The sequence below is a fragment of the Pseudomonas sp. genome (genome assembly GCF_040514055.1).
Lineage (GTDB): Bacteria > Pseudomonadota > Gammaproteobacteria > Pseudomonadales > Pseudomonadaceae > Aquipseudomonas.
Window position 1 is genome coordinate 1 of sequence record NZ_JBEVDL010000077.1, and the last position, 22,311, is coordinate 22,311.

The 22,311-nt window shown below is 65.1% G+C and carries 24 protein-coding genes; 15 read left to right on the forward strand and 9 right to left on the reverse strand.

Annotated elements, in window-relative coordinates; translation table 11 throughout:
• Positions 1-401: 401 nt before the first annotated feature.
• Both ompR and ABWY06_RS20170 read left to right on the forward strand, forming a co-directional pair.
• Positions 402-1,136, forward strand: a complete 735-nt coding sequence (gene ompR, locus ABWY06_RS20165; protein WP_353927368.1) for an osmolarity response regulator transcription factor OmpR — start codon at positions 402-404, stop codon at positions 1,134-1,136.
• A 101-nt stretch (positions 1,137-1,237) separates the two neighbouring features.
• On the forward strand, positions 1,238-2,551 hold the full coding sequence (locus ABWY06_RS20170; RefSeq protein WP_353927369.1) for an ATP-binding protein: 1,314 nt from the start codon (positions 1,238-1,240) through the stop codon (positions 2,549-2,551).
• A 161-nt stretch (positions 2,552-2,712) separates the two neighbouring features.
• On the opposite strand, the gene ABWY06_RS20175 is transcribed toward ABWY06_RS20170, so the two are convergent.
• Positions 2,713-3,462, reverse strand: coding sequence for a DUF2059 domain-containing protein (locus tag ABWY06_RS20175; RefSeq protein ID WP_353927370.1), 750 nt, complete (start codon positions 3,460-3,462; stop codon positions 2,713-2,715).
• An 84-nt stretch (positions 3,463-3,546) separates the two neighbouring features.
• Here ABWY06_RS20175 and ABWY06_RS20180 point away from each other — a divergent pair, with 84 nt between their 5' ends.
• Both ABWY06_RS20180 and ABWY06_RS20185 read left to right on the forward strand, forming a co-directional pair.
• Positions 3,547-4,164 carry a 2OG-Fe(II) oxygenase gene (locus ABWY06_RS20180; RefSeq protein ID WP_353927371.1) on the forward strand — a complete coding sequence of 206 codons (618 nt, stop codon included), beginning with the start codon at positions 3,547-3,549 and terminating at the stop codon, positions 4,162-4,164.
• A gap of 47 nt (positions 4,165-4,211) precedes the next feature.
• Positions 4,212-4,706, forward strand: coding sequence for a 2-thiouracil desulfurase family protein (locus tag ABWY06_RS20185; protein WP_353927372.1), 495 nt, complete (start codon positions 4,212-4,214; stop codon positions 4,704-4,706).
• Between the two features lie 24 nt (positions 4,707-4,730).
• On the opposite strand, the gene rpiA is transcribed toward ABWY06_RS20185, so the two are convergent.
• A complete protein-coding gene (gene rpiA / locus ABWY06_RS20190) occupies positions 4,731-5,402 on the reverse strand; it encodes a ribose-5-phosphate isomerase RpiA (RefSeq protein ID WP_353927373.1) in 672 nt (223 codons plus the stop codon).
• A gap of 169 nt (positions 5,403-5,571) precedes the next feature.
• Between rpiA and ilvA the strand changes: the two genes are divergently transcribed.
• The 4 genes from ilvA to ABWY06_RS20210 all read left to right on the forward strand — a co-directional run bounded on the left by ilvA (position 5,572) and on the right by ABWY06_RS20210 (position 9,352).
• Positions 5,572-7,086 (forward strand): threonine ammonia-lyase, biosynthetic, encoded by a 1,515-nt coding sequence (gene ilvA, locus ABWY06_RS20195; protein WP_353927374.1) that lies wholly within the window; start codon positions 5,572-5,574, stop codon positions 7,084-7,086.
• A 69-nt stretch (positions 7,087-7,155) separates the two neighbouring features.
• On the forward strand, positions 7,156-7,596 hold the full coding sequence (locus ABWY06_RS20200) for a DUF2269 family protein (protein ID WP_353927375.1): 441 nt from the start codon (positions 7,156-7,158) through the stop codon (positions 7,594-7,596).
• Positions 7,596-8,888: an SDR family oxidoreductase gene (locus tag ABWY06_RS20205; protein WP_353927376.1), complete on the forward strand. Its 1,293-nt coding sequence runs from the start codon at positions 7,596-7,598 to the stop codon at positions 8,886-8,888. Before ABWY06_RS20200 ends, ABWY06_RS20205 begins: the two co-directional genes overlap by 1 nt.
• Positions 8,885-9,352, forward strand: a complete 468-nt coding sequence (locus ABWY06_RS20210) for a DUF2269 family protein (protein WP_353927377.1) — start codon at positions 8,885-8,887, stop codon at positions 9,350-9,352. The genes ABWY06_RS20205 and ABWY06_RS20210 overlap by 4 nt, the downstream gene beginning before the upstream one ends.
• 29 nt (positions 9,353-9,381) lie before the next feature.
• Here ABWY06_RS20210 and ABWY06_RS20215 read toward each other — a convergent pair whose 3' ends face one another.
• A complete protein-coding gene (locus ABWY06_RS20215; RefSeq protein ID WP_353927378.1) occupies positions 9,382-10,035 on the reverse strand; it encodes a histidinol-phosphatase in 654 nt (217 codons plus the stop codon).
• 146 nt (positions 10,036-10,181) lie between these two features.
• On the opposite strand from ABWY06_RS20215, the gene ABWY06_RS20220 reads away from it, so the two are divergent.
• Genes ABWY06_RS20220 through ABWY06_RS20230 form a run of 3 tightly spaced genes read left to right on the forward strand, consistent with a single transcriptional unit; the run spans position 10,182 to position 13,819 of the window.
• Complete coding sequence (locus ABWY06_RS20220) at positions 10,182-10,661, forward strand: RNA pyrophosphohydrolase (RefSeq protein ID WP_353927466.1); 480 nt, start codon at positions 10,182-10,184, stop codon at positions 10,659-10,661.
• Positions 10,662-10,683: 22 nt separating this feature from the next.
• On the forward strand, positions 10,684-12,963 hold the full coding sequence (gene ptsP, locus ABWY06_RS20225; RefSeq protein ID WP_353927379.1) for a phosphoenolpyruvate--protein phosphotransferase: 2,280 nt from the start codon (positions 10,684-10,686) through the stop codon (positions 12,961-12,963).
• Between the two features lie 7 nt (positions 12,964-12,970).
• On the forward strand, positions 12,971-13,819 hold the full coding sequence (locus ABWY06_RS20230; protein WP_353927380.1) for a DUF6929 family protein: 849 nt from the start codon (positions 12,971-12,973) through the stop codon (positions 13,817-13,819).
• A 269-nt stretch (positions 13,820-14,088) separates the two neighbouring features.
• On the opposite strand, the gene ABWY06_RS20235 is transcribed toward ABWY06_RS20230, so the two are convergent.
• Positions 14,089-15,429, reverse strand: a complete 1,341-nt coding sequence (locus ABWY06_RS20235; RefSeq protein WP_353927381.1) for a VWA domain-containing protein — start codon at positions 15,427-15,429, stop codon at positions 14,089-14,091.
• Positions 15,430-15,510: 81 nt separating this feature from the next.
• Positions 15,511-16,299 (reverse strand): NRDE family protein, encoded by a 789-nt coding sequence (locus ABWY06_RS20240; protein ID WP_353927382.1) that lies wholly within the window; start codon positions 16,297-16,299, stop codon positions 15,511-15,513.
• A gap of 269 nt (positions 16,300-16,568) precedes the next feature.
• Between ABWY06_RS20240 and ABWY06_RS20245 the strand changes: the two genes are divergently transcribed.
• From ABWY06_RS20245 to ABWY06_RS20260, 4 genes are all read left to right on the forward strand, one after another.
• Positions 16,569-17,351, forward strand: a complete 783-nt coding sequence (locus tag ABWY06_RS20245) for a sulfite exporter TauE/SafE family protein (RefSeq protein WP_353927383.1) — start codon at positions 16,569-16,571, stop codon at positions 17,349-17,351.
• Positions 17,352-17,360: 9 nt separating this feature from the next.
• Entirely contained in the window at positions 17,361-18,158 is a 798-nt protein-coding gene (lgt, locus tag ABWY06_RS20250; RefSeq protein ID WP_353927384.1) for a prolipoprotein diacylglyceryl transferase, read from the forward strand.
• Between the two features lie 157 nt (positions 18,159-18,315).
• Positions 18,316-19,110 carry a thymidylate synthase gene (locus ABWY06_RS20255; RefSeq protein ID WP_353927385.1) on the forward strand — a complete coding sequence of 265 codons (795 nt, stop codon included), beginning with the start codon at positions 18,316-18,318 and terminating at the stop codon, positions 19,108-19,110.
• Positions 19,110-19,562 (forward strand): hypothetical protein, encoded by a 453-nt coding sequence (locus ABWY06_RS20260; protein ID WP_353927386.1) that lies wholly within the window; start codon positions 19,110-19,112, stop codon positions 19,560-19,562. Before ABWY06_RS20255 ends, ABWY06_RS20260 begins: the two co-directional genes overlap by 1 nt.
• Before the next feature lie 40 nt (positions 19,563-19,602).
• On the opposite strand, the gene ABWY06_RS20265 is transcribed toward ABWY06_RS20260, so the two are convergent.
• From ABWY06_RS20265 to ABWY06_RS20280, 4 genes are read right to left on the reverse strand one after another with little or no spacing between them, the layout of a single operon-like run.
• Positions 19,603-20,178 carry a TerD family protein gene (locus ABWY06_RS20265; RefSeq protein ID WP_353927387.1) on the reverse strand — a complete coding sequence of 192 codons (576 nt, stop codon included), beginning with the start codon at positions 20,176-20,178 and terminating at the stop codon, positions 19,603-19,605.
• A gap of 28 nt (positions 20,179-20,206) precedes the next feature.
• Positions 20,207-20,782 carry a TerD family protein gene (locus ABWY06_RS20270; RefSeq protein WP_353927388.1) on the reverse strand — a complete coding sequence of 192 codons (576 nt, stop codon included), beginning with the start codon at positions 20,780-20,782 and terminating at the stop codon, positions 20,207-20,209.
• A 24-nt stretch (positions 20,783-20,806) separates the two neighbouring features.
• The gene (locus ABWY06_RS20275) at positions 20,807-21,838 is read right to left on the reverse strand and encodes a TerC/Alx family metal homeostasis membrane protein (protein WP_353927389.1); all 1,032 of its coding nucleotides are present in this window, start codon (positions 21,836-21,838) and stop codon (positions 20,807-20,809) included.
• Positions 21,839-21,847: 9 nt separating this feature from the next.
• Positions 21,848-22,297, reverse strand: a complete 450-nt coding sequence (locus ABWY06_RS20280; RefSeq protein WP_353927390.1) for a tellurite resistance TerB family protein — start codon at positions 22,295-22,297, stop codon at positions 21,848-21,850.
• Between the last annotated feature and the right edge of the window lie 14 nt (positions 22,298-22,311).

A 22,311-nucleotide genomic window follows, 5' to 3' on the forward strand; every position in this document is an offset into this window, starting at 1 on the left:
ACGCCGAGTTCCTCGGCGATGCGGCTGTTGATGCTGTCCATAAAACCACCTGACAAATTGTGAAAGCAGGCTCGCAGGCGCAGGGATAAAGGCTCGGCGAGTCTGGTTGAGCGGCCTGGCCTGCGCCGCTACCTGGATCAACAGGCTTCCCGTTGACCCGTGAAATCGAACAAATACTGCCGGCGCCTTGAAAATAAAAAGCGGCTGCCGCAGTAATGATCAGACGTTGCCTGACACAAAAGGCCGCGCATTATAACCAGCGTTCGGTCATTCGGGGGCATCAGAGGCTGCAGGCACAATGCCTGTATTCCTGGCGGTGAAGGAAAAATCTGCTAACAATGCACACGGTGCGTATAACGACAGCTACGCCATAATGCGCGCCGAGATCAAAGGAGCATCCAATGAGCAGCACTGCAAACATTGCTGAAGGCGAAAAAATTCTTATCGTTGACGACGATCCTGGGCTCAGCAGCCTGCTGGAACGCTTTTTCGTCAGCAAGGGCTACCGCGCCCGTGCCGTACCGAACACTGAACAAATGGACCGCCTGCTGGCGCGTGAAGTGTTCAACCTGGTCGTCCTCGACCTGATGCTGCCCGGCGAAGACGGTCTGACCGCTTGCCGCCGCCTGCGCACAGCGAACAACCAGATTCCGATCATCATGCTCACCGCCAAGGGTGACGAGCTCAGCCGTATCAAGGGCCTGGAACTGGGTGCCGACGATTACCTGGCCAAGCCGTTCAACCCTGACGAGCTGATGGCTCGCGTCAAAGCGGTCCTGCGTCGCCAGTCGGCGCCAGTGCCGGGCGCACCGGGCAGCGAAGACGAAAGCGTAACCTTCGGTGACTACGAACTGTCCCTGGCCACCCGCGAACTCAAGCGCGGCAACGAAGTGCACATGCTCACCACCGGTGAATTTGCGGTACTCAAGGCCTTGGTGATGAACGCGCGTCAGCCACTGACTCGCGACAAGCTGATGAACCTGGCCCGTGGCCGCGAGTGGGACGCCCTGGAGCGTTCCATCGACGTGCAGATCTCGCGCCTGCGCCGCTTGATCGAGCCCGATCCGTCCAAGCCGCGTTATATCCAGACCGTCTGGGGCGTGGGTTATGTCTTCGTGCCCGATGGCAACAAGTAGATGAGCGGTACCCCCCCTGCCATTCGCTGTGCGCCGAGCGACTGCGTGGCCATAGGCTCCTGCTTGCGGCTTGAGGCTTACCCCTATTGGCTGCGGTCATCATGAAAACCCCACTCTGGTTTCCGCAAAGCTTCTTCGCCCGCACGCTGTGGCTGGTGTTGGTGGTCGTGCTGTTTTCCAAGGCCCTGACCCTGGTTTACCTGATGATGAACGAGGACGTGCTGGTCGATCGCCAGTACAGCCATGGTGCGGCCTTGACCCTGCGTGCCTACTGGGCGGCGGATCCGGATAACCGTGAGCACATCGCCGAGGCCGCCGGCTTGCAGCGGGTGCCGCGGGAGACGGTGCCGACCAGCGAACAGCATTGGCCCTACAGCGACATCTTCCAGACCCAGATGCAGGCCGAGTTGGGCGAGGACACCGAGGTGCGGGTGCGGGCGACCAGTCCGCCGGCGCTCTGGGTTCGCGCCCCACGCCTGGGCGACGACTGGTTGAAGGTGCCACTCTACCCGCATCCCCTGAGGGGCCAGCGGATCTGGAGCGTGCTGGGCTGGTTCCTGGCCATTGGCCTGTTGTCCACCGCAGCGGCCTGGATTTTCGTCCGTCAGCTCAGTGCGCCGCTCAAGCGCCTGGTGTTTGCCGCGCGCCAGCTGGGCCAGGGACGCAGCGTGCGCCTGCCGGTCAGTGACACGCCCAGCGAGATGGCCGAGGTGTATCGGGCCTTCAACCAGATGGCCGAGGATGTCGAGCAGGCGGCACGTGAGCGTGAGTTGATGCTGGCGGGGGTATCCCATGACCTGCGCACGCCCCTGACCCGGCTACGGCTGTCCCTGGAGCTGCTCGACAACGACTCCGACCTGACCGAGGACATGGTCCGCGACATCGAGGACATGGACGCCATTCTCGACCAGTTCCTCGCGTTTATCCGGGACGGCCGCGACGAACCGGTGGAGGAAGTCGACCTCAATGACTTGGTGCGCGAAGTGGTGGCGCCCTACAACCAGCAGCAGGAGCTGGTCCGGTTGTGCCTGGAGCCGCTGCCGTTGTTTGCCCTGCGACGGGTGTCGATCAAGCGGCTGTTGGTCAACCTGATCGAAAATGCCCTGCGGTACGGCGGCAATGCCGTGGAGGTGGCGGCCTCGGTTTCCGGTGGCTGCAGCGCGCCCTATATCGTACTCAGCGTGCTGGACCGGGGTGCCGGGGTGGCTCCTGAGGAGCTGGGGGCGATCTTCAACCCTTTTATTCGTGGTGATCGGGCCCGTGGCGGCAAGGGCTCGGGCCTGGGCCTGGCAATCGTCAAGCGCATCGCCGCCTTGCACGGCGGCAGCGTCGAGTTGCGCAACCGCGCCGGCGGCGGCCTGGAAGCCCGGGTCTGCCTGCCCTTGGGGCTGCTGTTGCCGCGTACGGCGGTCTAGCCCAATGGCGCGGTGTAGCTTGCCTCGAGCACAAGCGGCGGGCTGTCGCTGAACGGTGCGCCGAGACCGCCCTACCGGGTGGGGCTGTTCGCACAACGGCTGGACGCTTGCCACCCTTGCGTGAGCCCTGCCAGACCCGGACCAAACAGCGCCATATCCGCCTAAGGCGCGGTCTGACCCACGGCCAGGCCGGCACGGATGGCGGCCAGCGCCGCTTGATAATAAGCCTTGCCGTCGGCCGACTCGGCGAACTGGGCGAATTCCTCCAGCTCCGGATCGGACAGCTCGCGGTAGACATGCAGTAGCGTGTTGTCGAGGTCGCCCTCCATTTGCTGCATCAGCCGCTGGCGCTGGCTGTCCAGCAGGTCCTGGGCCTGACCGCCGCCAAGCAGGCCGGGAATCATCTGGCTAAGGCTGTCGGCGGCGACGCCGGCCAGCGCCAGGCTTACCTCAGCACCGGCCTCGGTCGCCGGCAAGGCTTGGGCCAGGTGGCGGATCAGCAGGCGCCGGGTGGCGTCGGCGGGGACTCGCGGCAAGCCATTGGCGTGTTGCGCCAGCTGGTCGCGGCGGGTGGCCAGCAGCTCGGCGGCGGTGATCTTGCGTCCCAGGGGCGACTGGAAGAACTGCAAGGCCGGGCGCGGGTCGCTCAGGCTGGCGCGCAGCTGCTGCTGGGCGCGCTGGTCCATGGCCTGGGGTGCGAAGCGTTGATTGCTGTTATCCACCAGCGCTTGGTAGACCGCCGGCGGCAGGCTGTTGCGGTAACGCAGCTGGGCCGCCTGCAGCGCGTCGCTGAAATGCGCCCGTTGTTCCGGCCAGCCGCTCAGTTGATAGAGCTGGGCATGGTCGTCGGCGACGACGGGCAGGGTAAACAGGCTGAAGACAAGGGCAACACAGGTCAAAAGGGCGCGCATAGGGACTCCTGGAAAGACGGCCATTTTCAGGGGCAGGGCGCGCTCTTGTCGAGGCGCAAGCACGACGCTGATAGAATCCTCGTCATGCCTATGGATACCGAACCCCAGTTAGTACGAATCGCCGCCGACCTGGCCGAACAGGGCTGGTCACGGCAAGACCTCTTTCTGACGCCTGATCTGACCCTCGAACTGGCCGCCGAGTGCCATCGGCGTGCGGCGCAAGGCGATTTGAGTGCAGCCGGGGTCGGTCGCGGCGCAGCCCAGGGGCTGCAGGCGGCCATCCGGGGTGACCGTATCCAGTGGTTGGAACCCGGTGAGTCATCCGCCTGCGACCGCTACCTGGCCCGGATGGACGCGTTGCGTCAGGCGCTCAATGCCAGTCTGTACCTGGGCCTGGAGGACTACGAAAGCCATTTCGCCTTCTATCCGCCGGGCGCCTTCTATCGCCGCCATCTGGACCGTTTTCGCGACGACGACCGCCGTGCCGTGTCGGTCGTGCTCTACCTCAACCCGGACTGGTTGCCACAGGAAGGCGGCGCGCTGCGTCTGCACCTGGTGCAACAGGAGTTGGATATCGACCCGCTGGCCGGGCGCCTGGTGGTATTTTTGTCGGCCGAGGTGCCCCACGAGGTGTTGCCGGCGACGCGCGACCGGCTGTCCCTGGCCGGCTGGTTCCGCCGCCGTGGCGACGGTCCTTTTTGACGCTCCCCAGGGCACTACCGCTGAAGCTGTCGATCACGGAGAAACCCATGCACAAGATTCTGGTCAGTCGCTGCCTGTTGGGCCATCGGGTGCGCTACGACGGCGGCGCCCACGGTCCGTTCGACCCCTTGCAGCAGTGGCAGGCCGAGGGGCGGGTGGTCGCAGTCTGTCCGGAAGTGGCGGGTGGCCTTGGCACGCCGCGGCCCCCCGCGGAAATTCCCGGCGGCCAGGGCGGGCAGGTGCTCGATGGCCTGCGCCCGGTCCTGACCGACAATGGCGAGGACGTCACCGCAGCGTTCTGCGACGGCGCGCGGCAGGCCCTGGCGCTGGTGCAGGCCCATGGCATCCGCATGGCGGTGCTCAAGGCGCGGAGTCCCTCGTGCGGCAATCGCGAGGCTTACGACGGCAGCTTCAGCGGCGTCAAGGTGGCGGGCGAGGGCGTGACGGCGGCCTTGCTCAGGCGCGCCGGGGTAGAGGTCTTCAACGAGCAGGAACTCGACGCCGCCGCCCAGCGCCTGGCCCGGCTGGATCTCGAGGGCTGAGCCTGCGCCTGGCCTGGAAAAGGCTCAGCCGCGCAGTGTCTTGACCCCGTCGGCCGTGCCCAGCAACAGCAGGTCCGCGGGGCGCGCGGCGAACAGGCCATTGCAGACCACGCCGACGATACTGTTGATCTGCGCTTCCAGGGCGACCGGGTCACTGATCTGCAGGTTGAACAGGTCGAGGATGACATTGCCGTTGTCGGTGACCACGCCTTCGCGGTAGACCGGGTCGCCGCCGAGCTTGACCAGTTGCCGGGCGACATGACTGCGGGCCATGGGGATCACTTCCACCGGCAGCGGGAAGTTGCCGAGCAGCGGCACCAGCTTGCTGCCGTCGGCGATGCAGACGAAGGTCTTGGCCACGGCGGCGACGATCTTTTCGCGGGTCAGGGCCGCGCCGCCGCCCTTGATCAGCTGCAGGTGTTCGTTGCTTTCGTCACAACCGTCGACATAGAACTCCAGGTCGCCCACCGTATTCAGTTCGTAGACCGGGATGCCGTGGCCGCGCAGGCGCTCGGCGGTCGCCTCGGAGCTGGCGACGGCGCCGTCGAACTCGGTCTTGTGCCGCGCCAGCGCGTCGATAAAGCAGTTGGCGGTGGAGCCGGTGCCGACCCCGACCACGCTCTTGCTGTCCAGTTGCGGACGGATAAAGTCGACCGCGGCTTGGGCCACGGCCTGCTTGAGTTGATCCTGGGTCATGGCGGGCTCCAACAGTAAGGTAGGGGGAGCAGGCTGGGTCTGGGACCCGCCTGCACCCTGAAGGCGGGCATTATAGCCCTATCGGCTAAACCCCCGGGATTCGTATGGTCGTTCGGCGAAGGCCTGAGGTAGACTCCAGGGCTCCCGCAGGCTGGCCGATGAAACCCCGATGCTCGAAACCTACGTCAAGAAGATCCTTACCTCGCGCGTCTATGACGTGGCGGTGGAAACCCCGCTGCAAGCGGCCCCCCAGCTGTCCGAGCGCCTGGGTAATTCGATTTTGCTCAAGCGCGAGGACCTGCAGCCGGTCTACTCCTTCAAGATTCGCGGCGCCTACAACAAGCTGGTGCAGCTGAGCGCCGAAGAGCAGGCGCGTGGCGTGGTCACCGCCTCGGCCGGAAACCACGCCCAGGGCCTGGCCCTGGCGGCCAAGGTGCTGGGCATCAAGGCGACCATCGTGATGCCGCGCACCACGCCGGAGATCAAGATCCAGGGCGTGCGCTCGCGCGGTGGCAAGGTGGTGCTGCACGGCGACACCTTTCCCGAGGCCCTGGCCTACTCGCTGAAGCTGGTCGACGAGAAGGGCTACGTCTACGTCCACCCCTACGATGACCCCCATACCATCGCCGGACAGGGCACCGTCGCCATGGAAATCCTGCGCCAGCACCCGGGCCGTCTGGACGCCATCTTCGTGCCGGTCGGCGGCGGCGGGCTAATCGCCGGCATCGCCGCCTACGTCAAGTACCTGCGCCCGGAGATCAAGGTCATTGGCGTCGAACCCGACGACTCCAATTGCCTGCAGGCAGCCATGGCCGCGGGCGAGCGCGTGGTGCTCAGCCAGGTCGGCATTTTCGCCGACGGCGTGGCGGTGGCACAGATCGGCCAGCACACCTTCGACATCTGCCGGGATCACGTCGACGAGGTGATCACCGTCAGCACCGATGAGATGTGCGCGGCGATCAAGGACATCTACGACGACACCCGCTCGATCACCGAGCCGGCCGGCGCCCTGGGCGTCGCCGGGATCAAGAAATACGTCGAACGCGAGGGCTGTGCCGGCCAGGTGCTGGTGGCGATCGATTCGGGGGCCAACGTCAATTTCGACCGCTTGCGCCACGTGGCCGAACGCGCCGAACTGGGCGAGGGCCGCGAGGCGATCATCGCCGTGACCATCCCGGAGAAGCCCGGCAGCTTCAAGGCCTTCTGCGAGGCCATCGGCAAGCGTCAGATCACCGAGTTCAACTACCGCTATCACACCGACCGCGAAGCGCACATCTTCGTCGGGGTGCAAACCCATCCGGACACCGACCCGCGCGAGCAGATGGTGAGCCAGCTGCGGGCGCAGGGCTTTCCGGTGCAGGACCTGACCGACAACGAACTGGCCAAGCTGCATATCCGCCATATGGTCGGCGGGCACGCGGCGGGGGTCAGTGACGAGTTGGTGTTCCGCTTCGAGTTCCCCGAGCGGCCCGGGGCGCTGTTCAACTTTCTGCAAAAGCTCGGCGGCCGCTGGAATATCTCCATGTTCCATTACCGCAACCACGGCGCCGCCGACGGCCGGGTCGTGGCGGGGCTGCAGGTTCCCGCGGCGGAGCGGGCGCTGGTGTCGGCGGCCCTGGCCGAAATCGGTTACCCCTACTGGGACGAAAGCGACAACCCGGCTTATCAGCTGTTTCTCGGCTAAGTCTCTGGCGGCCGAGCCTAAGCGGGCCGGCCGTTACCCGATTTCTCCACCGACTGGAAGCGCGTCTAAATGGAACACTACAGCCTGCTCAAATGGGCCCACAGCCTGCCGGCGATCTTGCTGCTGCTCGGCGTTCTGGCCCATGCCCTGATGTTGTGGAAGGCCGTGCGGGGTGGCCAGCCGGCCGTGTTGCAGCGCAAGTTGCGGCGCACGCGGCTGATCAGCCTGCCGGTATTGGCCCTGCTGGGCCTCAGCCTGCCGGCCAGTGGCTGGTGGCTGGTGCACCTGGCCGGCTTCCCCCTGAGCCAGACCTGGCTGCTGGCCAGCAGCCTGTTGTTCGTCGTGTTGGTGGTCCTGGTGCTGTTGCTCAACGGCCGCCTGGCCGCCTGGCAGGCACTGGGTGACAGCCCGGCGCCGGCACGCCTGCTGCGTTTCGCCGCTGCTTACAGCGGGTTGCTGGTGCTGGTGCTGCTGGCCATCATGGGACTGATGGGCGCCAAACCCGCCTGATGCGCGTCCTGTTGGTGGGGGCGAGCGGCTTTATCGGCCGTCATTTGCTCGAGGCGCTGGTGGCGGCCGGTCACGAACTGATCGCCACCAGCCGGCAGTTGCCGCAGCCGGCGCTGCCCGGCGTGCACTGGCGCGCACTGGACCTGGAGCGTCTGGCGGTGGACCCGGCGCATTTCCAATGGCCCGAGGGCGTCGAGTTGTTGATCAATGCGAGCGGCCTGCTGAGCCCCGATCCCGGTGCGTTGGCGCGGGTGCAGAGCGACGGCCCCTGTGCGCTGTTTGCCCGTGCGGCGACCGAAGGTGCGCGGGTGCTGCAGATTTCCGCCCTGGGCGCCGGCGAGCAGCCGGACAGCCCCTTTCTGGCCAGCAAGGCGCGCGCCGACGACTACCTGCTGGGGCTGGGCATTCCCGCCCTGGTACTGCGTCCTTCGCTGGTGCTGGGCTCGGGTGGGCGCAGCAGCCAATGGTTGCTGCGCTTGTCGCCCTGGCCGTTGATTCCGCTGCTCGATCGCCAGGCCCGGCTGCAACCGCTGCACGTCCAGGACCTGGTCGGCGCGGTGCTGGCCTTGCTGCGTGAGTGGCCAGAGGCGGCGCAGGTGCTGCCGCTGGTCGGGCCCCAGGACATGACCCAGGGCCAGTTGATCGACCAATTGCGCGCCGCCCAGGGTTGGCCCGCCGGGACCTATGTCGGCCTGTCGGCCGCGCTGCTCGGGGTGGCCGCGGCGCTGGGCGATCGCTTTGGCTGGACGGCGCTGAACACGGCGCTGTTGCGCCTGAGCCGGCGCGATAACCTGGCCGATCCATTGCCGCTGCAGCATGCCTGCGGCTACCGGGCCGCCCCCCTGGCCAGCCGGCTGCAGCACTGGCCCGTGCCGGGCGTGAGCGTGACGGCCGCCATGCGCCCGTTGTTGCTGGCGGCCCTGGTGCTGGTCTGGCTGTGGACCGCGCTGGTCTGCCTGGGGCCGGGGTACGGCTGGGGGCTGCGGATCATGGCCGACGCCGGTATCGGTGGCTGGCCTGCCGCGACGGCGGTGATCGGCGGCGGCCTGCTCGACGGTGTGCTGGGGCTGGGCTTACTGATTGCGCCTTGGCGCCGGCGGGTGCTGCAGGTGCAACTGGGGCTGATGCTGGGGTACAGCCTGGTGATCAGCCTGCTACTGCCGGCCTACTGGTTCGATCCTTTTGCCGGGGTGGCCAAGAACGCCGTACTGCTGGTCGCCACCCTCTGGCTGCTGTGGACCGAGCCACGGCTGCGCCGGTCTCCAGCAACCGCACGGGCCACCGCCGAATGAGCTTCTACCTGCTGCTCAAGACCCTGCATATCCTCTCCGCGACCCTGTTGTTCGGCACGGGCCTGGGGTCGGCCTATTACGCCTTGCGCGCTTGGCGCAGCGGCAACCTGCAGGCCATGGTCGTGACCTTCCGCCACCTGGTCACCGCTGACTGGCTGTTTATCGCCACCAGCGCGGTCTTTCAGCCGCTGAGCGGCCTGGGCCTGGTGTACCTGGCCGGGTGGCCGCTGCAGCAGGCCTGGCTGCAGTGGAGCCTGGGGCTCTTTGTACTGGCGGGGCTGTGCTGGCTGCCGGTGCTGTGGTTGCAGATCCGCCTGCGCGACATGGCCGAGCAGGCGCTGCGCGAGGGCGGCGAGTTACCGCTGCGGGCGCGGCGCTATATGGCGATCTGGTTTGTGCTGGGGTGGCCGGCCTTCGTTGCCTTTATCGCAATCTTCTTTTTGATGGTGGCCAAGCCGGCTTAGCTGATCCGGGCTGGCAGGCCAGCGGCAGGTCAGCGCAGGGATATCACCGGCCAGCCGCGGCGCTCGGCCTCGGCCCGCAGGCTCGGATCGGGGTCGACCGCCACCGGGCGCTCGACCAGGGCGAGCAAGGGCAGGTCGTTGATCGAGTCGCTGTAGAAGCTACTGCCCGCCAGGTCCAGGCCGTTTTCTCGCAGCCAGCGGTTCAGCCGGGTGACCTTGCCGTCCTTGAAGCAGGGCACGTCGGTGGTGCGTCCGGTATAGCGGCCGTCTTGCATCTCGCACTCGGTGGCCAACAGCGTCTCGACGCCCAGGCGCGTGGCGATGGGCGCGGTGACGAAGCGGTTGGTGGCGGTGATGATCAGCAATTTGTCGCCGGCGGCCCGGTGCTCGGCCAACAGCGCCTCACCCTTGGCCAGGACGATCGGCTCGATGCAGTCGCGCATGAAATCCAGGTGCCATTGGTCGAGTTGGGCCATGCTGCTGCGACCGAGGATCTCCAGGCTGAAATTCAGGTAGTCGGTGATATTAAGCCGCCCGGCCAGGTAGTCCTGGTAGAACGCATCGTTGCGCGCCTTGTAGGCCAGGCCGTCGAGAATGCCCCGTTCACAGAGGTAGTCGCCCCAGGCATGGTCGCTGTCGCCGCCCAGCAGGGTGTTGTCGAGATCGAAGAGAGCCAAGCGCACGGTAGTCAGCCTGCCAATAGAGGTGCCGGAGGGCGGCCAGGATAGCGGCTTTTGACGGTCATTCCTATTCCACCGGCGGGCCGCGTTGCCGCTGTCACGGCCTTTGTGGAACAATGCTGGAACATGCGTTTACGAGGTTGTCCACCGTGATTGATTGCGATGGTTTTCGTCCCAATGTCGGCATCATTCTGACCAACGAGGTCGGTCAAGTGCTGTGGGCGCGCCGCATCAACCAAGATGCCTGGCAATTTCCCCAGGGGGGGATCAACGATCGCGAGTCGCCGGAAGAGGCGTTGTACCGCGAACTCAACGAGGAAGTCGGTCTCGAGCAGGAAGATGTGCAAATTCTTGCCTGTACCCGGGGCTGGCTGCGGTATCGTCTGCCTCAGCGTCTGGTGCGTACCCACAGTCAGCCGCTGTGTATCGGTCAGAAGCAGAAGTGGTTTTTGCTGCGCCTGACCTCCGATGAACAGCGGGTGCGGATGGACCTGACCAGCAAACCGGAATTCGACGGCTGGCGCTGGGTGAGTTATTGGTATCCGCTGGGGCAGGTGGTGACCTTCAAGCGCGAGGTCTACCGCCGCGCCCTCAAAGAACTTGCGCCGCGCCTGCTGGCGCGCGACTGACTACGGAGTTCGACCCCGAGCCATGCTCAATACGCTGCGCAAGATCGTCCAGGAAGTAAATGCCGCCAAGGATCTCAAGGCGGCACTGACGATCATCGTGCAGCGGGTCAAGGAGGCCATGGGCAGCCACGTCTGCTCGGTCTACCTGCTCGATCCGGAAACCAACCGTTTTGTGCTGATGGCCACCGACGGCCTGAACAAGCGCTCGATTGGCAAGGTCAGCATGTCCCCCAGCGAAGGTCTGGTGGGGCTGGTGGGGACCCGTGAAGAGCCGCTGAACCTGGAAAATGCGGCCGATCACCCGCGTTATCGCTATTTCGCCGAAACCGGCGAAGAGCGTTACGCCTCCTTTCTCGGCGCACCGATCATCCACCACCGGCGGGTGATGGGCGTGCTGGTGATCCAGCAAAAGGAGCGCCGCCAGTTCGACGAGGGTGAGGAAGCCTTCCTGGTCACCATGAGCGCGCAGCTGGCCGGGGTGATCGCCCATGCCGAAGCCACCGGCTCGATCCGTGGCCTGGGCAAGCTCGGCAAGGGCATCCAGGAAGCCAAGTTTGTCGGTGTGCCCGGCTCGCCCGGCGCCGCCGTGGGCACCGCCCTGGTGATGCTGCCGCCGGCCGACCTGGAGGTGGTGCCGGACAAGGCGGTGGCCGATATCGAGGCCGAGCTGGTGCTGTTCAATACCGCGCTGGAAGGCGTGCGCAGCGACATGCGTACCCTGTCGGCCAAGCTGGCCACCCAGTTGCGCCCGGAAGAACGGGCGCTGTTCGATGTCTACCTGATGATGCTCGACGACGCGGCGCTGGGCAGCGAGGTGACCCAGGTCATCAAGACCGGTCAGTGGGCCCAGGGCGCGTTGCGTCAGGTGGTGACCGAGCACGTCAACCGCTTTGAATTGATGGACGACGCCTACCTGCGCGAGCGCGCCTCGGACGTCAAGGACCTCGGTCGGCGCCTGCTGGCCTACCTGCAACAGGCCCGTCAGCAAACCCTGGTGTACCCGGACAACTGCATCCTGGTCAGCGAGGAGCTGTCGCCAGCGATGCTTGGCGAGGTCCCCGAAGGTAAGCTGGTCGGCCTGGTGTCGGTGCTCGGTTCGGGCAACTCCCATGTGGCGATCTTCGCCCGCGCCATGGGCATTCCCACCGTGATGGGGGTGGTCGACCTGCCGTACTCGAAGATCGACGGCATCCAGTTGATTGTCGACGGTTACCACGGCGAGGTCTTTACCAACCCCAGTGAAGTGCTGCGCAAGCAGTACGCCGAGGTGGTGGAGGAGGAGCGCCAGTTGACCCAGGGCCTCGACGCGCTGCGCGCGCTGCCCTGCGAAACCCTGGACGGCCACCGCATGCCGCTGTGGGTCAATACCGGCCTGCTGGCCGACGTGGTGCGTGCCCAGGAGCGGGGCGCCGAAGGCGTGGGCCTGTACCGCACCGAAGTGCCCTTTATGATCAAGGACCGTTTCCCCAGCGAGAAGGAACAGCTGGCGATCTACCGCGAGCAGCTGGCCGCCTTCCACCCGCTGCCGGTGACCATGCGCAGCCTGGATATCGGCGGCGACAAGGCGCTGAGTTATTTCCCGATCAAGGAGGAGAACCCCTTCCTCGGTTGGCGGGGTATTCGCGTGACCCTCGATCACCCGGAAATCTTCCTGGTGCAGACCCGGGCGATGCTCAAGGCCAGCGAGGGCCTGGACAACCTGCGCATCCTGCTGCCGATGATCTCCGGTACCCACGAACTGGAAGAGGCGCTGCACCTGATCCACCGGGCCTGGGGCGAGGTGCGCGACGAGGGCACCGATGTACCGCTGCCGCCGGTCGGGGTGATGATCGAGATTCCCGCCGCGGTCTACCAGGTGCGCGAGCTGGCCCGCCAGGTGGATTTCCTGTCGGTCGGTTCCAACGACCTGACCCAGTACCTGCTGGCGGTGGACCGCAACAACCCGCGGGTCGCCGACCTGTACGATTTCCTTCATCCGGCGGTGCTGCAGGCGTTGCGGCTGGTGGTCGATGGGGCCCACGCCGAGGGCAAGCCGGTGAGCATTTGCGGCGAAATGGCCGGTGACCCTTCGGCCGCCGTGCTGCTGATGGCCATGGGCTTTGACAGCCTGTCGATGAACGCCACCAACCTGCCCAAGGTGAAGTGGTTGCTGCGCCAGATCAGCCTGAGCAAGGCCCAGGAACTGTTGGCGCAGCTGATGACCATCGACAATCCGCAAGTCATTCACAGCTCACTGCACCTGGCACTGCGCAACCTGGGCCTGAGCCGGGTGCTCAATCCGGCCGCGTCCATCCAGGCCTGAGTCGCTTATGCAGCGCCTGCGGCTGAGCCGAATCGCCGACCTCGGCGTCTCGGCGGCCAGTGCGTTGGTTTGCCAGCGGGAGCGGCTATGGCTGGTGGCCGACGATGCCCTGGATCTGCAGCAATATGACCTGGCAGGCCAGTTGCTGGCGCGTTGGCCGCTGCTGCCGGGCACATTGCCCCGCGAGGCCAAGGCCCGCAAGCGCCGCAAACCCGACTTCGAAGCCCTGGCGGTGTTACCCGACGGAGCGCTGCTGGCCCTGGGGTCCGGCTCCAAGCCCAACCGCCGCGGCGGGTGCCTGTTTCGCGACGGCGGGGTGCGGCTGATCGATCTGGCGCCGCTCTTCCTGCACCTGGAAACCCTGCTGCTGGAGCTCAATGTGGAGGGCGCGGTCGTCCGTGGCGACCGCCTGCTGTTGGCCCAGCGTGGCAATGGCCAGGGCGGCGAGAACGCGCTGGTCGAGCTGGACCTGGCGCAGGCGCTGCGGGACCTGGACACTGGCCAGCTGAGCGCGGCGGCCCTGCTGCGCCTGGTGCCGTTGGACCTGGGCGAGCTGGACGGGGTACCGCTGAGCCTGACCGACCTGGCGCTGGCCCCCGATGGCCGGCTGTACTTCAGCGCGGCGGCCGAGGCGACCGATTCCAGTTACCTGGATGGGGCCTGCATGGGCAGTGTGCTGGGGCGTTTGAATACAGACCTGAGCCTTGCCGACCTGGTCCGCCTTGAACCGCTGGCCAAGGTCGAAGGCCTGGCCTTCGCGCCGGACGGCGCGGTGCTGCTGGTGGCCGACGCGGACGATCCCACAGTGCCGGCACCGCTGTTCAGCCTGTCGCTTGCGGGCTGGGGCGTTGCCTAAGGCGCTTTCGCGAAAACCCCGCCAAAAATAGGTGGGGCGCTTAATCCCCCCTTGGCCGCTTATGCCACGTGGCGGGTGCGGCGTGGTGTGCTAACCGGTTACCCGCCCTACGAAAAAGCGCTTCAGCGAAATCTGTAGCCGATGCGCAGTGCTGTAAGGCTCTGGTCGGGCGGGTGAAACCCGCAAGTTTTCCGTACGACCCCGTGCGGGTTTCGTGAGCCGGGGTCTACGGAAAGCAGCCCGGCGCAGCCCTCAGGGTTGGGCTCCCATCAACCAAGCAAGCCATTCTGCTTGGCCAGCGCCACCCAGCCCGGGTACTCATTCATCAGCAGGTCATAGAGCGCCTCGTCGGGGTGTTCGTCCGGCGAGCTGACCGAGAAGAAGTCGCAGTTGTCCATCAGGCGGCCATCCAGGTCGTCGAGTTTTTCCAGGAAGGGGAAGTCCGAACCACTGGCGCTGGCAGCGGCGCGACCGAACAGGCTGGCTTTGCGGCCGCGGCCAATGCCCATGAACTGCCAGAAGATCGGCTCGTGGCTGGACCAGCGCAGCTGCTGCTCGGTCACCGCCGAATCGCTGGTGGTGCCGTCGGTGATAAACATCACATAGACCGGCAGTGCCGCCTTGTGCGCGCTGGTGCGCGCGCCCCCGCCGCTGTCCGGGAAATAGAACCGGCGGATGCCCTGCATGGCGGCGCCATAGCGGGTATCGAACTCCAGTTTGTGGCGCTGATTGACTTGGCGCACGTAGTCGCGGCTGTTGCCCAGCCCCATGGGTTCGGGTTGGTGGACGTCCTTGCCGAACAGGAACACATCGATCTCGCCATCGTCGTCGAACTGGCAGCCCAGGGCCAGCACGCGCTCGGCAAAGGCCTGCACCTGCCCGGAGTCGTAGAGTTGGGCCATGGAGGCGGAGATGTCCAGGCACAGGCAGACCTTGGCACGGTGGGCGCCCAGGCCTTTTTTCTCGAGGGAGACGGCCGCTTTCTTGACCAGGCTGATCAGGTGCGGGGCTTCCTTCTCCAGGCGTTTTTCCAGGTTGATCCGGGCGCCGGAAGGGGCTGCCGGTGCCGGGGTGGCGCTCGGTTCCGCCGCGACTTCACCCCCAAAGTGCTCGACCAGCGCAGCCAGGCCGCCGTTGAAGCCCTGGCCGTTGACCGAAAGCCGCCAGACACCGTCCTTGCGGTAGCATTCCAGCAGCATCAGCGCCCGCTCGGCGGCGTAGTCGCTGCCCTGCAACGCGAAGCGCGCGGTTTCCAGCGGGCCGTCCAGGAAACACAGGTGGCCGCTGCTGAGCTGCCCCAGGGTCAGCGGCGCATCGACGGTGGCGGTGATCACCAGGCGCTCGATGCTGGCCGGCAACCGCTGCAGGTCGAAGGCGAACAGGCAGCCGCCGCCACTGACCGGTTGCAGGCTGACACCGCCGCAAGGGCTTTTCGGCTGGTTGAAAAACGTCATGTAGCGCTCGTCGGCCAGTTTGCCGGCGGCGTCCAGCCCGAAACAGGCGAAGTCCGGCACGGCGCCCGCGACGCGAGCCTCCAGGCTGATCTGAAAACTCAGGCCGTTGCCGACCAGCTCGGTCAGACGCAGACGTTGTCCACGGGCAAGTTGCATGTCGAGGTCCTTCCGTTCGGGGCGTGGGGCAGGGTGGGTTGCGTCCGCCAGTTTACCTCAGCCCCCTGTTCGAGGGGTGAGCTACAGCGTGTCGAGCAGCGCCGGTTCACGGAGGCGCAGGGCCTGAGTGTTCAGGCTGATGTCGCCCAGCAGCTCACCGTGGGGGCCATAGCTGCGTTCGACGATCTGCCGGGCGCCGTCGGCCTGGACGATCAGCGCGGTGCTGGCCCGGGTGCCGTAGCTGCGGCTGGCGATAAAGACGCTGGAGAGCAGGCGTTCGGTGTTCAGGCCGATGCCGGTGTCCGGCAGAATCCTGTCGTCGGCTTGCTGCGGATCGGCCAGCAGCTCCAGCAGCGCCTGCGGCTCGGGCGCTTGCAGGCAGGCGCGCAAGGCAGCCTTGGCCCGCTCGACCTTGGGCCAGGGCGTATCCAGCTGGGCATTGGAAAAGCCGTAGAGCCCAGCGGATAGCGGCTGTGGCGCGCCTTCCCAGGAGTTATAGAACCATGCCTCGTGACTGTTGCCTGCCAACAGGTTGAAACCGGCATAGTCGTCGGCGCGTTGGCTCAACTCGGCGAAAAACGCCTCGGGCGACAAGCTGCTGGTGAGAAACTGGGTGGACAACTCGCCGCGCGAGCGGCCGATCGGCGGCTGGCGCGGGTCGCGAATATTGGTCAGTGCGGCGAAGCGGCCATCGGCGCCGATGCCCAGCCAGGTACCGCCGGCCTGCAGGTCGCGCCCGGCCAGCAAGCCGGGTGCGTCATCCCAGGGTGCCAGCAGGTCGGTCGGCCGATCATAGAATTCGTCGCGATTGGCGGCCAGCACCAGCGGCTGGGCATGACCAGGACGCCAGGCAAACACGATCAAACACATAGCAGCACTCCTTGAATAGGTCGGACTTCCCTTGCCTCCCCTGGGTTGTCATCTACCCCGGTTGCCGCGCACCCGCACGCGCGTACCAAGCCTACCGTGCCCATGATTTTTTTTCGAGTCTTGTGCGTGGCGTCACAGCCATTGATCGATGTCCAGGTTCGACGTCTCGACAGTCACGTTCGCCGGTGCGCAAGAGGATTGTCCGCCTGGCGCTGGAGCCGCAACGCTGGCTTCCGTTACCATGGGCGTTTTCGCCCGCCGAGGTGCTGATGGAATTTCTCCTGTACATGCTGCTGGGCGGTTGCGCGGGCGTGCTGGCCGGTCTGTTCGGCGTCGGCGGTGGGCTGATCATAGTTCCGGTGCTGGTGTTCAGTTTTGGCGCCCAGGGTTTCGATCCGGCGATCCTCACCCACCTGGCGGTCGGCACCTCCCTGGCCACCATCATTTTCACCTCGATCAATGCGGTGCTCGAGCATCAGCGCAAAGGCGCGGTGCTGTGGCCGGTCTTCGCCTGGATGACCCTGGGTATCCTGGTCGGTGCCGGGGTCGGGGCGCTGACCGCCGCCGCCATCCAGGGGCCGCTGCTGCAGAAGATCATCGGTGTGTTCGCCATCTGCATCGCCCTGCAGATGGCCCTGGAACTCAAGCCCAAACCGGGTCGCGAGGTCCCGGGCAAACTCGGCCTGGCCGCCGCCGGTTCGGTGATCGGTTGGGCTTCGGCCATTTTCGGTATCGGGGGAGGCTCGCTCAGTGTGCCTTTCCTGACCTGGCGCAGCGTCCCCATGCAGAAGGCAGTGGCCACGTCCTCCGCCTGTGGCCTGCCGATCGCGGTGGCCAGTGCCCTGAGTTTTATGCTGATCGGCTGGAACCATCCGAGCCTGCCGGCCTGGAGCCTGGGGTTTGTCTACCTGCCGGCACTGGGCGGCATCGCCTTGACCAGCATGTTCTTTGCCCGCTTCGGCGCGCGCCTGGCGCACAAATTGTCGCCGCGCCTGCTCAAGCGTCTATTCGCCCTGCTGCTGTTTTGCGTGGGCCTGAGTTTCCTGCTTTAAGGAGTCACCATGCTGGCGTACCCCAATATCAACCCAGTGGCCCTGGATCTGGGCCTGATCAAGATTCACTGGTACGGCCTGATGTACCTGGTCGGCATCGGCGGTGCCTGGTGGCTGGCATCGCGCCGGCTGGCGGGCTTCGACCCGACCTGGAGCCGGGAAAAACTCTCGGACCTGGTGTTCTGGGTGGCCATGGGGGTGATCCTCGGCGGTCGCCTGGGCTACGTGCTGTTCTACGACCTGCAGGCCTACCTGCACAACCCCAGCCTGGTATTGCAGGTGTGGAAGGGCGGCATGTCCTTTCATGGCGGTTTGTTGGGGGTGATGTTGGCCACCTGGTGGTTCGGCAAGCGCAACGGCAAGACCTTTTTCGAACTGATGGATTTTATCGCCCCGCTGGTGCCCATCGGCCTGGGCGCCGGTCGGGTCGGCAACTTCATCAACGCCGAACTCTGGGGCAAGGCCACCGACCTGCCCTGGGCCATGGTTTTCCCCACCGACCCGCAGCAACTGGCGCGCCACCCGTCGCAGTTGTACCAGGTGGCCCTGGAAGGGTTTGCGCTGTTCGCCATTCTCTGGCTCTACTCGCGCAAGCCGCGCCCGACCATGGCGGTGTCCGGGCTGTTCGCCCTGAGCTACGGAGTGTTCCGCTTTATCGTCGAGTTCGTCCGGGTGCCCGACGCTCAGCTGGGTTACCTGGCCGGTGGCTGGCTGACCATGGGTCAGGTGCTGTGCCTGCCGATGATCCTCGGTGGCCTGGCGCTGATGTGCCTGGCCTACCGCCGCCAGGGCGCCGCGACCGCCTGAGGTCTGGGACATTGCACACGGGCCGGTCTCTGCCGGCCTTTTTGCGCGCCCCGCGCGCCGCGGCCGCTCAGCCGCGCTGGTGATCGGTCGGCGCTGCCGGTAAAATTGCCCCCCTGCGGCTGCCCAGGTCGTATCACCAGCCTTTACCGAGCCACCGATGAAACCATACCTCGACCTGATGCGCCTGGTGCGCGAAACCGGCACCTTCAAGGCGGACCGGACCGGCACCGGCACCTACAGCCTGTTCGCCCACCAGATGCGCTTTAACCTGGCCGACGGCTTTCCCCTGGTGACCACCAAGAAGTGCCACCTGAAATCCATCATTCACGAGCTGCTGTGGTTTCTGCAGGGCGATACCAATATCCGCTACCTGCAGCAGCATGGCGTGCGGATCTGGGACGAATGGGCCGACGAGAATGGCGAGCTCGGGCCGGTGTATGGCGCGCAATGGCGCAACTGGCCGGCACCCAACGGCGAGTCGATCGACCAGATCAGCCAACTGATCGAAATGATCAAGAAAACCCCCGACTCCCGTCGGCTGATTGTCTCGGCCTGGAATCCGGCGCTGGTCGAGCAGATGGCATTGCCGCCCTGCCACGCGTTGTTCCAGTTCTACGTGGCCGACGGCAAACTCAGTTGCCAGTTGTACCAGCGCTCGGCGGATATCTTCCTTGGCGTACCCTTCAATATTGCCAGTTATGCCCTGTTGACCCTGATGGTGGCCCAGGTCTGCGGCCTGGCGCCGGGGGACTTCATCTGGACCGGCGGCGATTGTCACCTGTACGCCAACCACCTGGAGCAGGCCGACCTGCAGCTGACGCGCGCGCCTTATCCACTGCCGCGCATGCGCCTGAACCCAGCGGTGACCGACCTGTTCGCCTTTCGCTACGAGGATTTCGAGCTGCTGGACTACCAGGCGCACCCGCATATCAAGGCGCCGGTTGCGGTGTGATGGATCCCGCTCAGCCCTCGCTGCCGGTGCTGCTGGAGCTTTGCACGCGGTTTCGCGCCATCCTGGCGAGCGTTCCGCCGCCGCAGCGGCATGCCTCGCTCAAGCGCTTTCCGCACCTGAGCTGTGGCACCACGTCCGAGTTGTTGGGCAGCTATTTGCACGCGCTAGGTTTTGGCCGCTTCGACTACCGCCATGGCAGCCGCGAGGGCATTGCGTCCCACGCCTGGATCCAGCAGGGGACGCTGATCATCGACCTGACGGCCGACCAGTTCGGTCCGCACCTGCCGCCGGTGATGGTGACCCGTGATTCGCCCTGGCACGCCGGCTTCGCGCCACGGCGCAGTTATCCGATCGATATCCCGGCCAGCGACGAGGGCGCCTTGCGCCCGCTGTGGCCCTTCTATCAGGTGCTGCTGGCGCTGTTGCCCAGCCTGAACGGGCGAGCGGCATAAAAAAACCCGCACCAGGCGGGTTTTTTTTTAACGCGGTGGCTTAGACGCCAACGCCGTGGGACGCGGCCAACGGCTGCAGGCCGCCGGCGAAACCCTGGCCGATGGCCTTGAATTTCCACTCGTCGCCATGGCGATAGAGCTCACCGAAGATCATCGCGGTCTCGGTGGAGGCGTCTTCCGACAGGTCGTAACGGGCGATTTCCTTGCCGTCGGTCTTGTTCAGCACGCGGATGTAGGCGTTGCTGACCTGGCCAAAGCTTTGCTTGCGGGCATCGGCGTCGTGAATGGTCACGGCGAACACCAGTTTTTTCACGTCGGCAGCCAGGCCGGTGAGCTTGACGTTGACCTGCTCGTCGTCGCCGTCACCGGCGCCGGTGCGGTTGTCGCCCAGGTGCTCGACGTTGCCGCAGGTCGAGACCTTGTTGTTGTAGAAAATGAACGAAGCGTCGGACAGCACCTTGCCGTTTTCGCCGGTGATAAACACCGAGGCGTCCAGGTCGAAGTCGGTGCCGTCGGTGACCCGCGCATCCCAACCCAGGCCCACGGTGATTTCGTTGAGGCCGGGGACTTCCTTGGACAGGGAAACGTTGCCGCCCTTGCTCAGACTGATAGCCATGCTGGTTTTCCTTTTCAGTTAACTGCCGTTAAACAACGATGCCGTATTGATTGCACATGGCGGCCAGGCCGCCTGCGTAGCCTTGCCCAACGGCGCGGAATTTCCATTCGCCGTTATGGCTGTACAGTTCGCCAAAGACCATCGCCGTTTCGGTGGAATAGTCCTCGGCAAGGTCATAACGAACGATTTCCACATTCGACTCTTCGTTCACCACGCGGATAAAGGCGTTGGTGATCTGGCCGAAGTTCTGCTTGCGCGCCGCGGCGTCGTGAATGGTGACGGTGAACACCACCTTCTCGACGCCGGCCGGGATTTTCTCGAGGTCGATCTTGATGACTTCGTCATCGCCATCGCCCTTGCCCGAGCGGTTGTCGCCAGTGTGTTCCACGGCGCCTTCGGGCGAGCGCAGCTGGTTGTAGTAGATAAAGTCCGCATCGCTGCGCACCTTACCCTGGGCCGTCAACATAAACGCACTGGCATCCAGGTCGAACTCGGCGCCGTCGGTGGCCCGCTCGTCCCAGCCCAGGCCGATCAGGATACGCTTGAGCGTCGGATCGGTCTTGGACAGCGACAGGTTGCCGCCTTTTTGCAGTGTGATCGCCATGATCGGGCCTCCTTAACTATCAGTCTACTTTTCGCCGACTTCGTCCGGCTTTTCCGGGAACATCACGCTGGCGGCAATACCGATCGCCAGCACCACCAACACCACGATCAAGCTGGTATTGGCGTCGATGGACCAGCCTGTATGGAATATGTGGTCAGTTGCGTTCAGTGCAAGCTTGGCCGAGATAAAAAACAGCAGGGCGATCACCGCTTTTTCCAGGTGCACCAGGTAGCGCTTGAGTGCCTCGAGCACGAAGTACATGGTCCGCAGGCCAAGGATCGCGAACATCATCGCCGAGTAGACGATCAGCGGTTCACGGCTGACGGCAATGATCGCCGGCACCGAGTCAAAGGCGAACATCACGTCGGACACTTCCACCACGGCCACGCACAGCAGCAGCGGGGTGGCGAACAAACCGCCCTTGGCGGCCAGGCTGATCCCGGCGTTGCCAGGCTTCTTCAGCTCCGCTTCGGCTTCTGCCCGGGTGATGAAGAACTTGTGGCCATACAGCTTCGGCCAGACCGGGAACAGGCGTTTGGTGGCCTTGTAGGCGATATGGCCCGAGTAGTCCTCGATACCTTCGTCGTCGCCACCACTCTTGAGCATCATTACGGCGGTCCAGGCCACCACCACGGCGAACAGCACTTCGACCCAAGGACCGAAGGCCAGCAGGCCGGTACCGATGACCACAAAGATCAGGCGGAAGATGATCGCGCCGATGATGCCCCAGTAGAGCACCCGGTGACGCAGGTTGTCGGGCACGGCGAACCAGGAAAAGATCGCCATAAAGACAAACAGGTTGTCCACGCTGAGGACTTTTTCCAGGGCGTAACCAGTGATGAACAAGCTGGCCACTTGGGAGCCGTGCTCCACATAGAGGAATCCGGCGAAGGCCATGGAGATGGCCACCCAGAAAATCGACCAGAGGGAGGCGTTGAGCAGGGTGATCGGTTTGTCGCCCTTGTGGGTGACCAGGTCAATGGCCAGGGCCACGATGGCCAGGCCGACAAAGACCGCGATGGTCAGCGGCGGGAAGCCGAGATGGGTGGTTTCCAAGTCAATTACTCACAGATCGAATTCAGAGGGAGAAAGGCCGAGCTCGGTGCAGATGGTGCGACAGGCCGCCTGTTCGCTGCTGTCGAACTGGCCATCGGCATTGCCCACGGCGCAGCAGACGCGCACCAGCAAACGCGCCGCATCGGTCTTGCTGCGCAGGCGGCCGACCAGTTTGAGGGCTTCGGCCCGGCCGATGGACGCATCGAACTCGAACTTGGCGCAGATCTTGTTGAAGGTTTCGATGACCTGGGCCAGGTCGAACACTTTCAGTTCATCCGAATTCTGGATGAAACCGACCATTTTCTGCTTTTCACTGGCGCTGATGTCGCCATCCGCCGCCGCGACCAGGGCGCAGCCCGCCACCACCGCCTCCATGAATTCGCGGTTCTTGAACTTGCCGATTTCTTCCGTCAGACGGGTGCGCGCCGCAGTGGCGTTGGTTTTAAGCCAGTCGAGCATGATCGTTCCTCTCT

What these genes read in the sequence shown, in the direction of transcription:
- ompR (WP_353927368.1), top strand. Translation starts at nt 402, where the DNA reads ATGAGCAGCACTGCAAACATTGCTGAAGGCGAAAAAATTCTTATCGTT.
- ABWY06_RS20170 (WP_353927369.1), top strand. Translation starts at nt 1,238, where the DNA reads ATGAAAACCCCACTCTGGTTTCCGCAAAGCTTCTTCGCCCGCACGCTG.
- ABWY06_RS20175 (WP_353927370.1), bottom strand. Translation starts at nt 3,462, where the DNA reads ATGCGCGCCCTTTTGACCTGTGTTGCCCTTGTCTTCAGCCTGTTTACC.
- ABWY06_RS20180 (WP_353927371.1), top strand. Translation starts at nt 3,547, where the DNA reads ATGCCTATGGATACCGAACCCCAGTTAGTACGAATCGCCGCCGACCTG.
- ABWY06_RS20185 (WP_353927372.1), top strand. Translation starts at nt 4,212, where the DNA reads ATGCACAAGATTCTGGTCAGTCGCTGCCTGTTGGGCCATCGGGTGCGC.
- rpiA (WP_353927373.1), bottom strand. Translation starts at nt 5,402, where the DNA reads ATGACCCAGGATCAACTCAAGCAGGCCGTGGCCCAAGCCGCGGTCGAC.
- ilvA (WP_353927374.1), top strand. Translation starts at nt 5,572, where the DNA reads ATGCTCGAAACCTACGTCAAGAAGATCCTTACCTCGCGCGTCTATGAC.
- ABWY06_RS20200 (WP_353927375.1), top strand. Translation starts at nt 7,156, where the DNA reads ATGGAACACTACAGCCTGCTCAAATGGGCCCACAGCCTGCCGGCGATC.
- ABWY06_RS20205 (WP_353927376.1), top strand. Translation starts at nt 7,596, where the DNA reads ATGCGCGTCCTGTTGGTGGGGGCGAGCGGCTTTATCGGCCGTCATTTG.
- ABWY06_RS20210 (WP_353927377.1), top strand. Translation starts at nt 8,885, where the DNA reads ATGAGCTTCTACCTGCTGCTCAAGACCCTGCATATCCTCTCCGCGACC.
- ptsP (WP_353927379.1), top strand. Translation starts at nt 10,684, where the DNA reads ATGCTCAATACGCTGCGCAAGATCGTCCAGGAAGTAAATGCCGCCAAG.
- ABWY06_RS20230 (WP_353927380.1), top strand. Translation starts at nt 12,971, where the DNA reads ATGCAGCGCCTGCGGCTGAGCCGAATCGCCGACCTCGGCGTCTCGGCG.
- ABWY06_RS20235 (WP_353927381.1), bottom strand. Translation starts at nt 15,429, where the DNA reads ATGCAACTTGCCCGTGGACAACGTCTGCGTCTGACCGAGCTGGTCGGC.
- ABWY06_RS20240 (WP_353927382.1), bottom strand. Translation starts at nt 16,299, where the DNA reads ATGTGTTTGATCGTGTTTGCCTGGCGTCCTGGTCATGCCCAGCCGCTG.
- ABWY06_RS20245 (WP_353927383.1), top strand. Translation starts at nt 16,569, where the DNA reads ATGGAATTTCTCCTGTACATGCTGCTGGGCGGTTGCGCGGGCGTGCTG.
- lgt (WP_353927384.1), top strand. Translation starts at nt 17,361, where the DNA reads ATGCTGGCGTACCCCAATATCAACCCAGTGGCCCTGGATCTGGGCCTG.
- ABWY06_RS20255 (WP_353927385.1), top strand. Translation starts at nt 18,316, where the DNA reads ATGAAACCATACCTCGACCTGATGCGCCTGGTGCGCGAAACCGGCACC.
- ABWY06_RS20260 (WP_353927386.1), top strand. Translation starts at nt 19,110, where the DNA reads ATGGATCCCGCTCAGCCCTCGCTGCCGGTGCTGCTGGAGCTTTGCACG.
- ABWY06_RS20265 (WP_353927387.1), bottom strand. Translation starts at nt 20,178, where the DNA reads ATGGCTATCAGTCTGAGCAAGGGCGGCAACGTTTCCCTGTCCAAGGAA.
- ABWY06_RS20270 (WP_353927388.1), bottom strand. Translation starts at nt 20,782, where the DNA reads ATGGCGATCACACTGCAAAAAGGCGGCAACCTGTCGCTGTCCAAGACC.
- ABWY06_RS20280 (WP_353927390.1), bottom strand. Translation starts at nt 22,297, where the DNA reads ATGCTCGACTGGCTTAAAACCAACGCCACTGCGGCGCGCACCCGTCTG.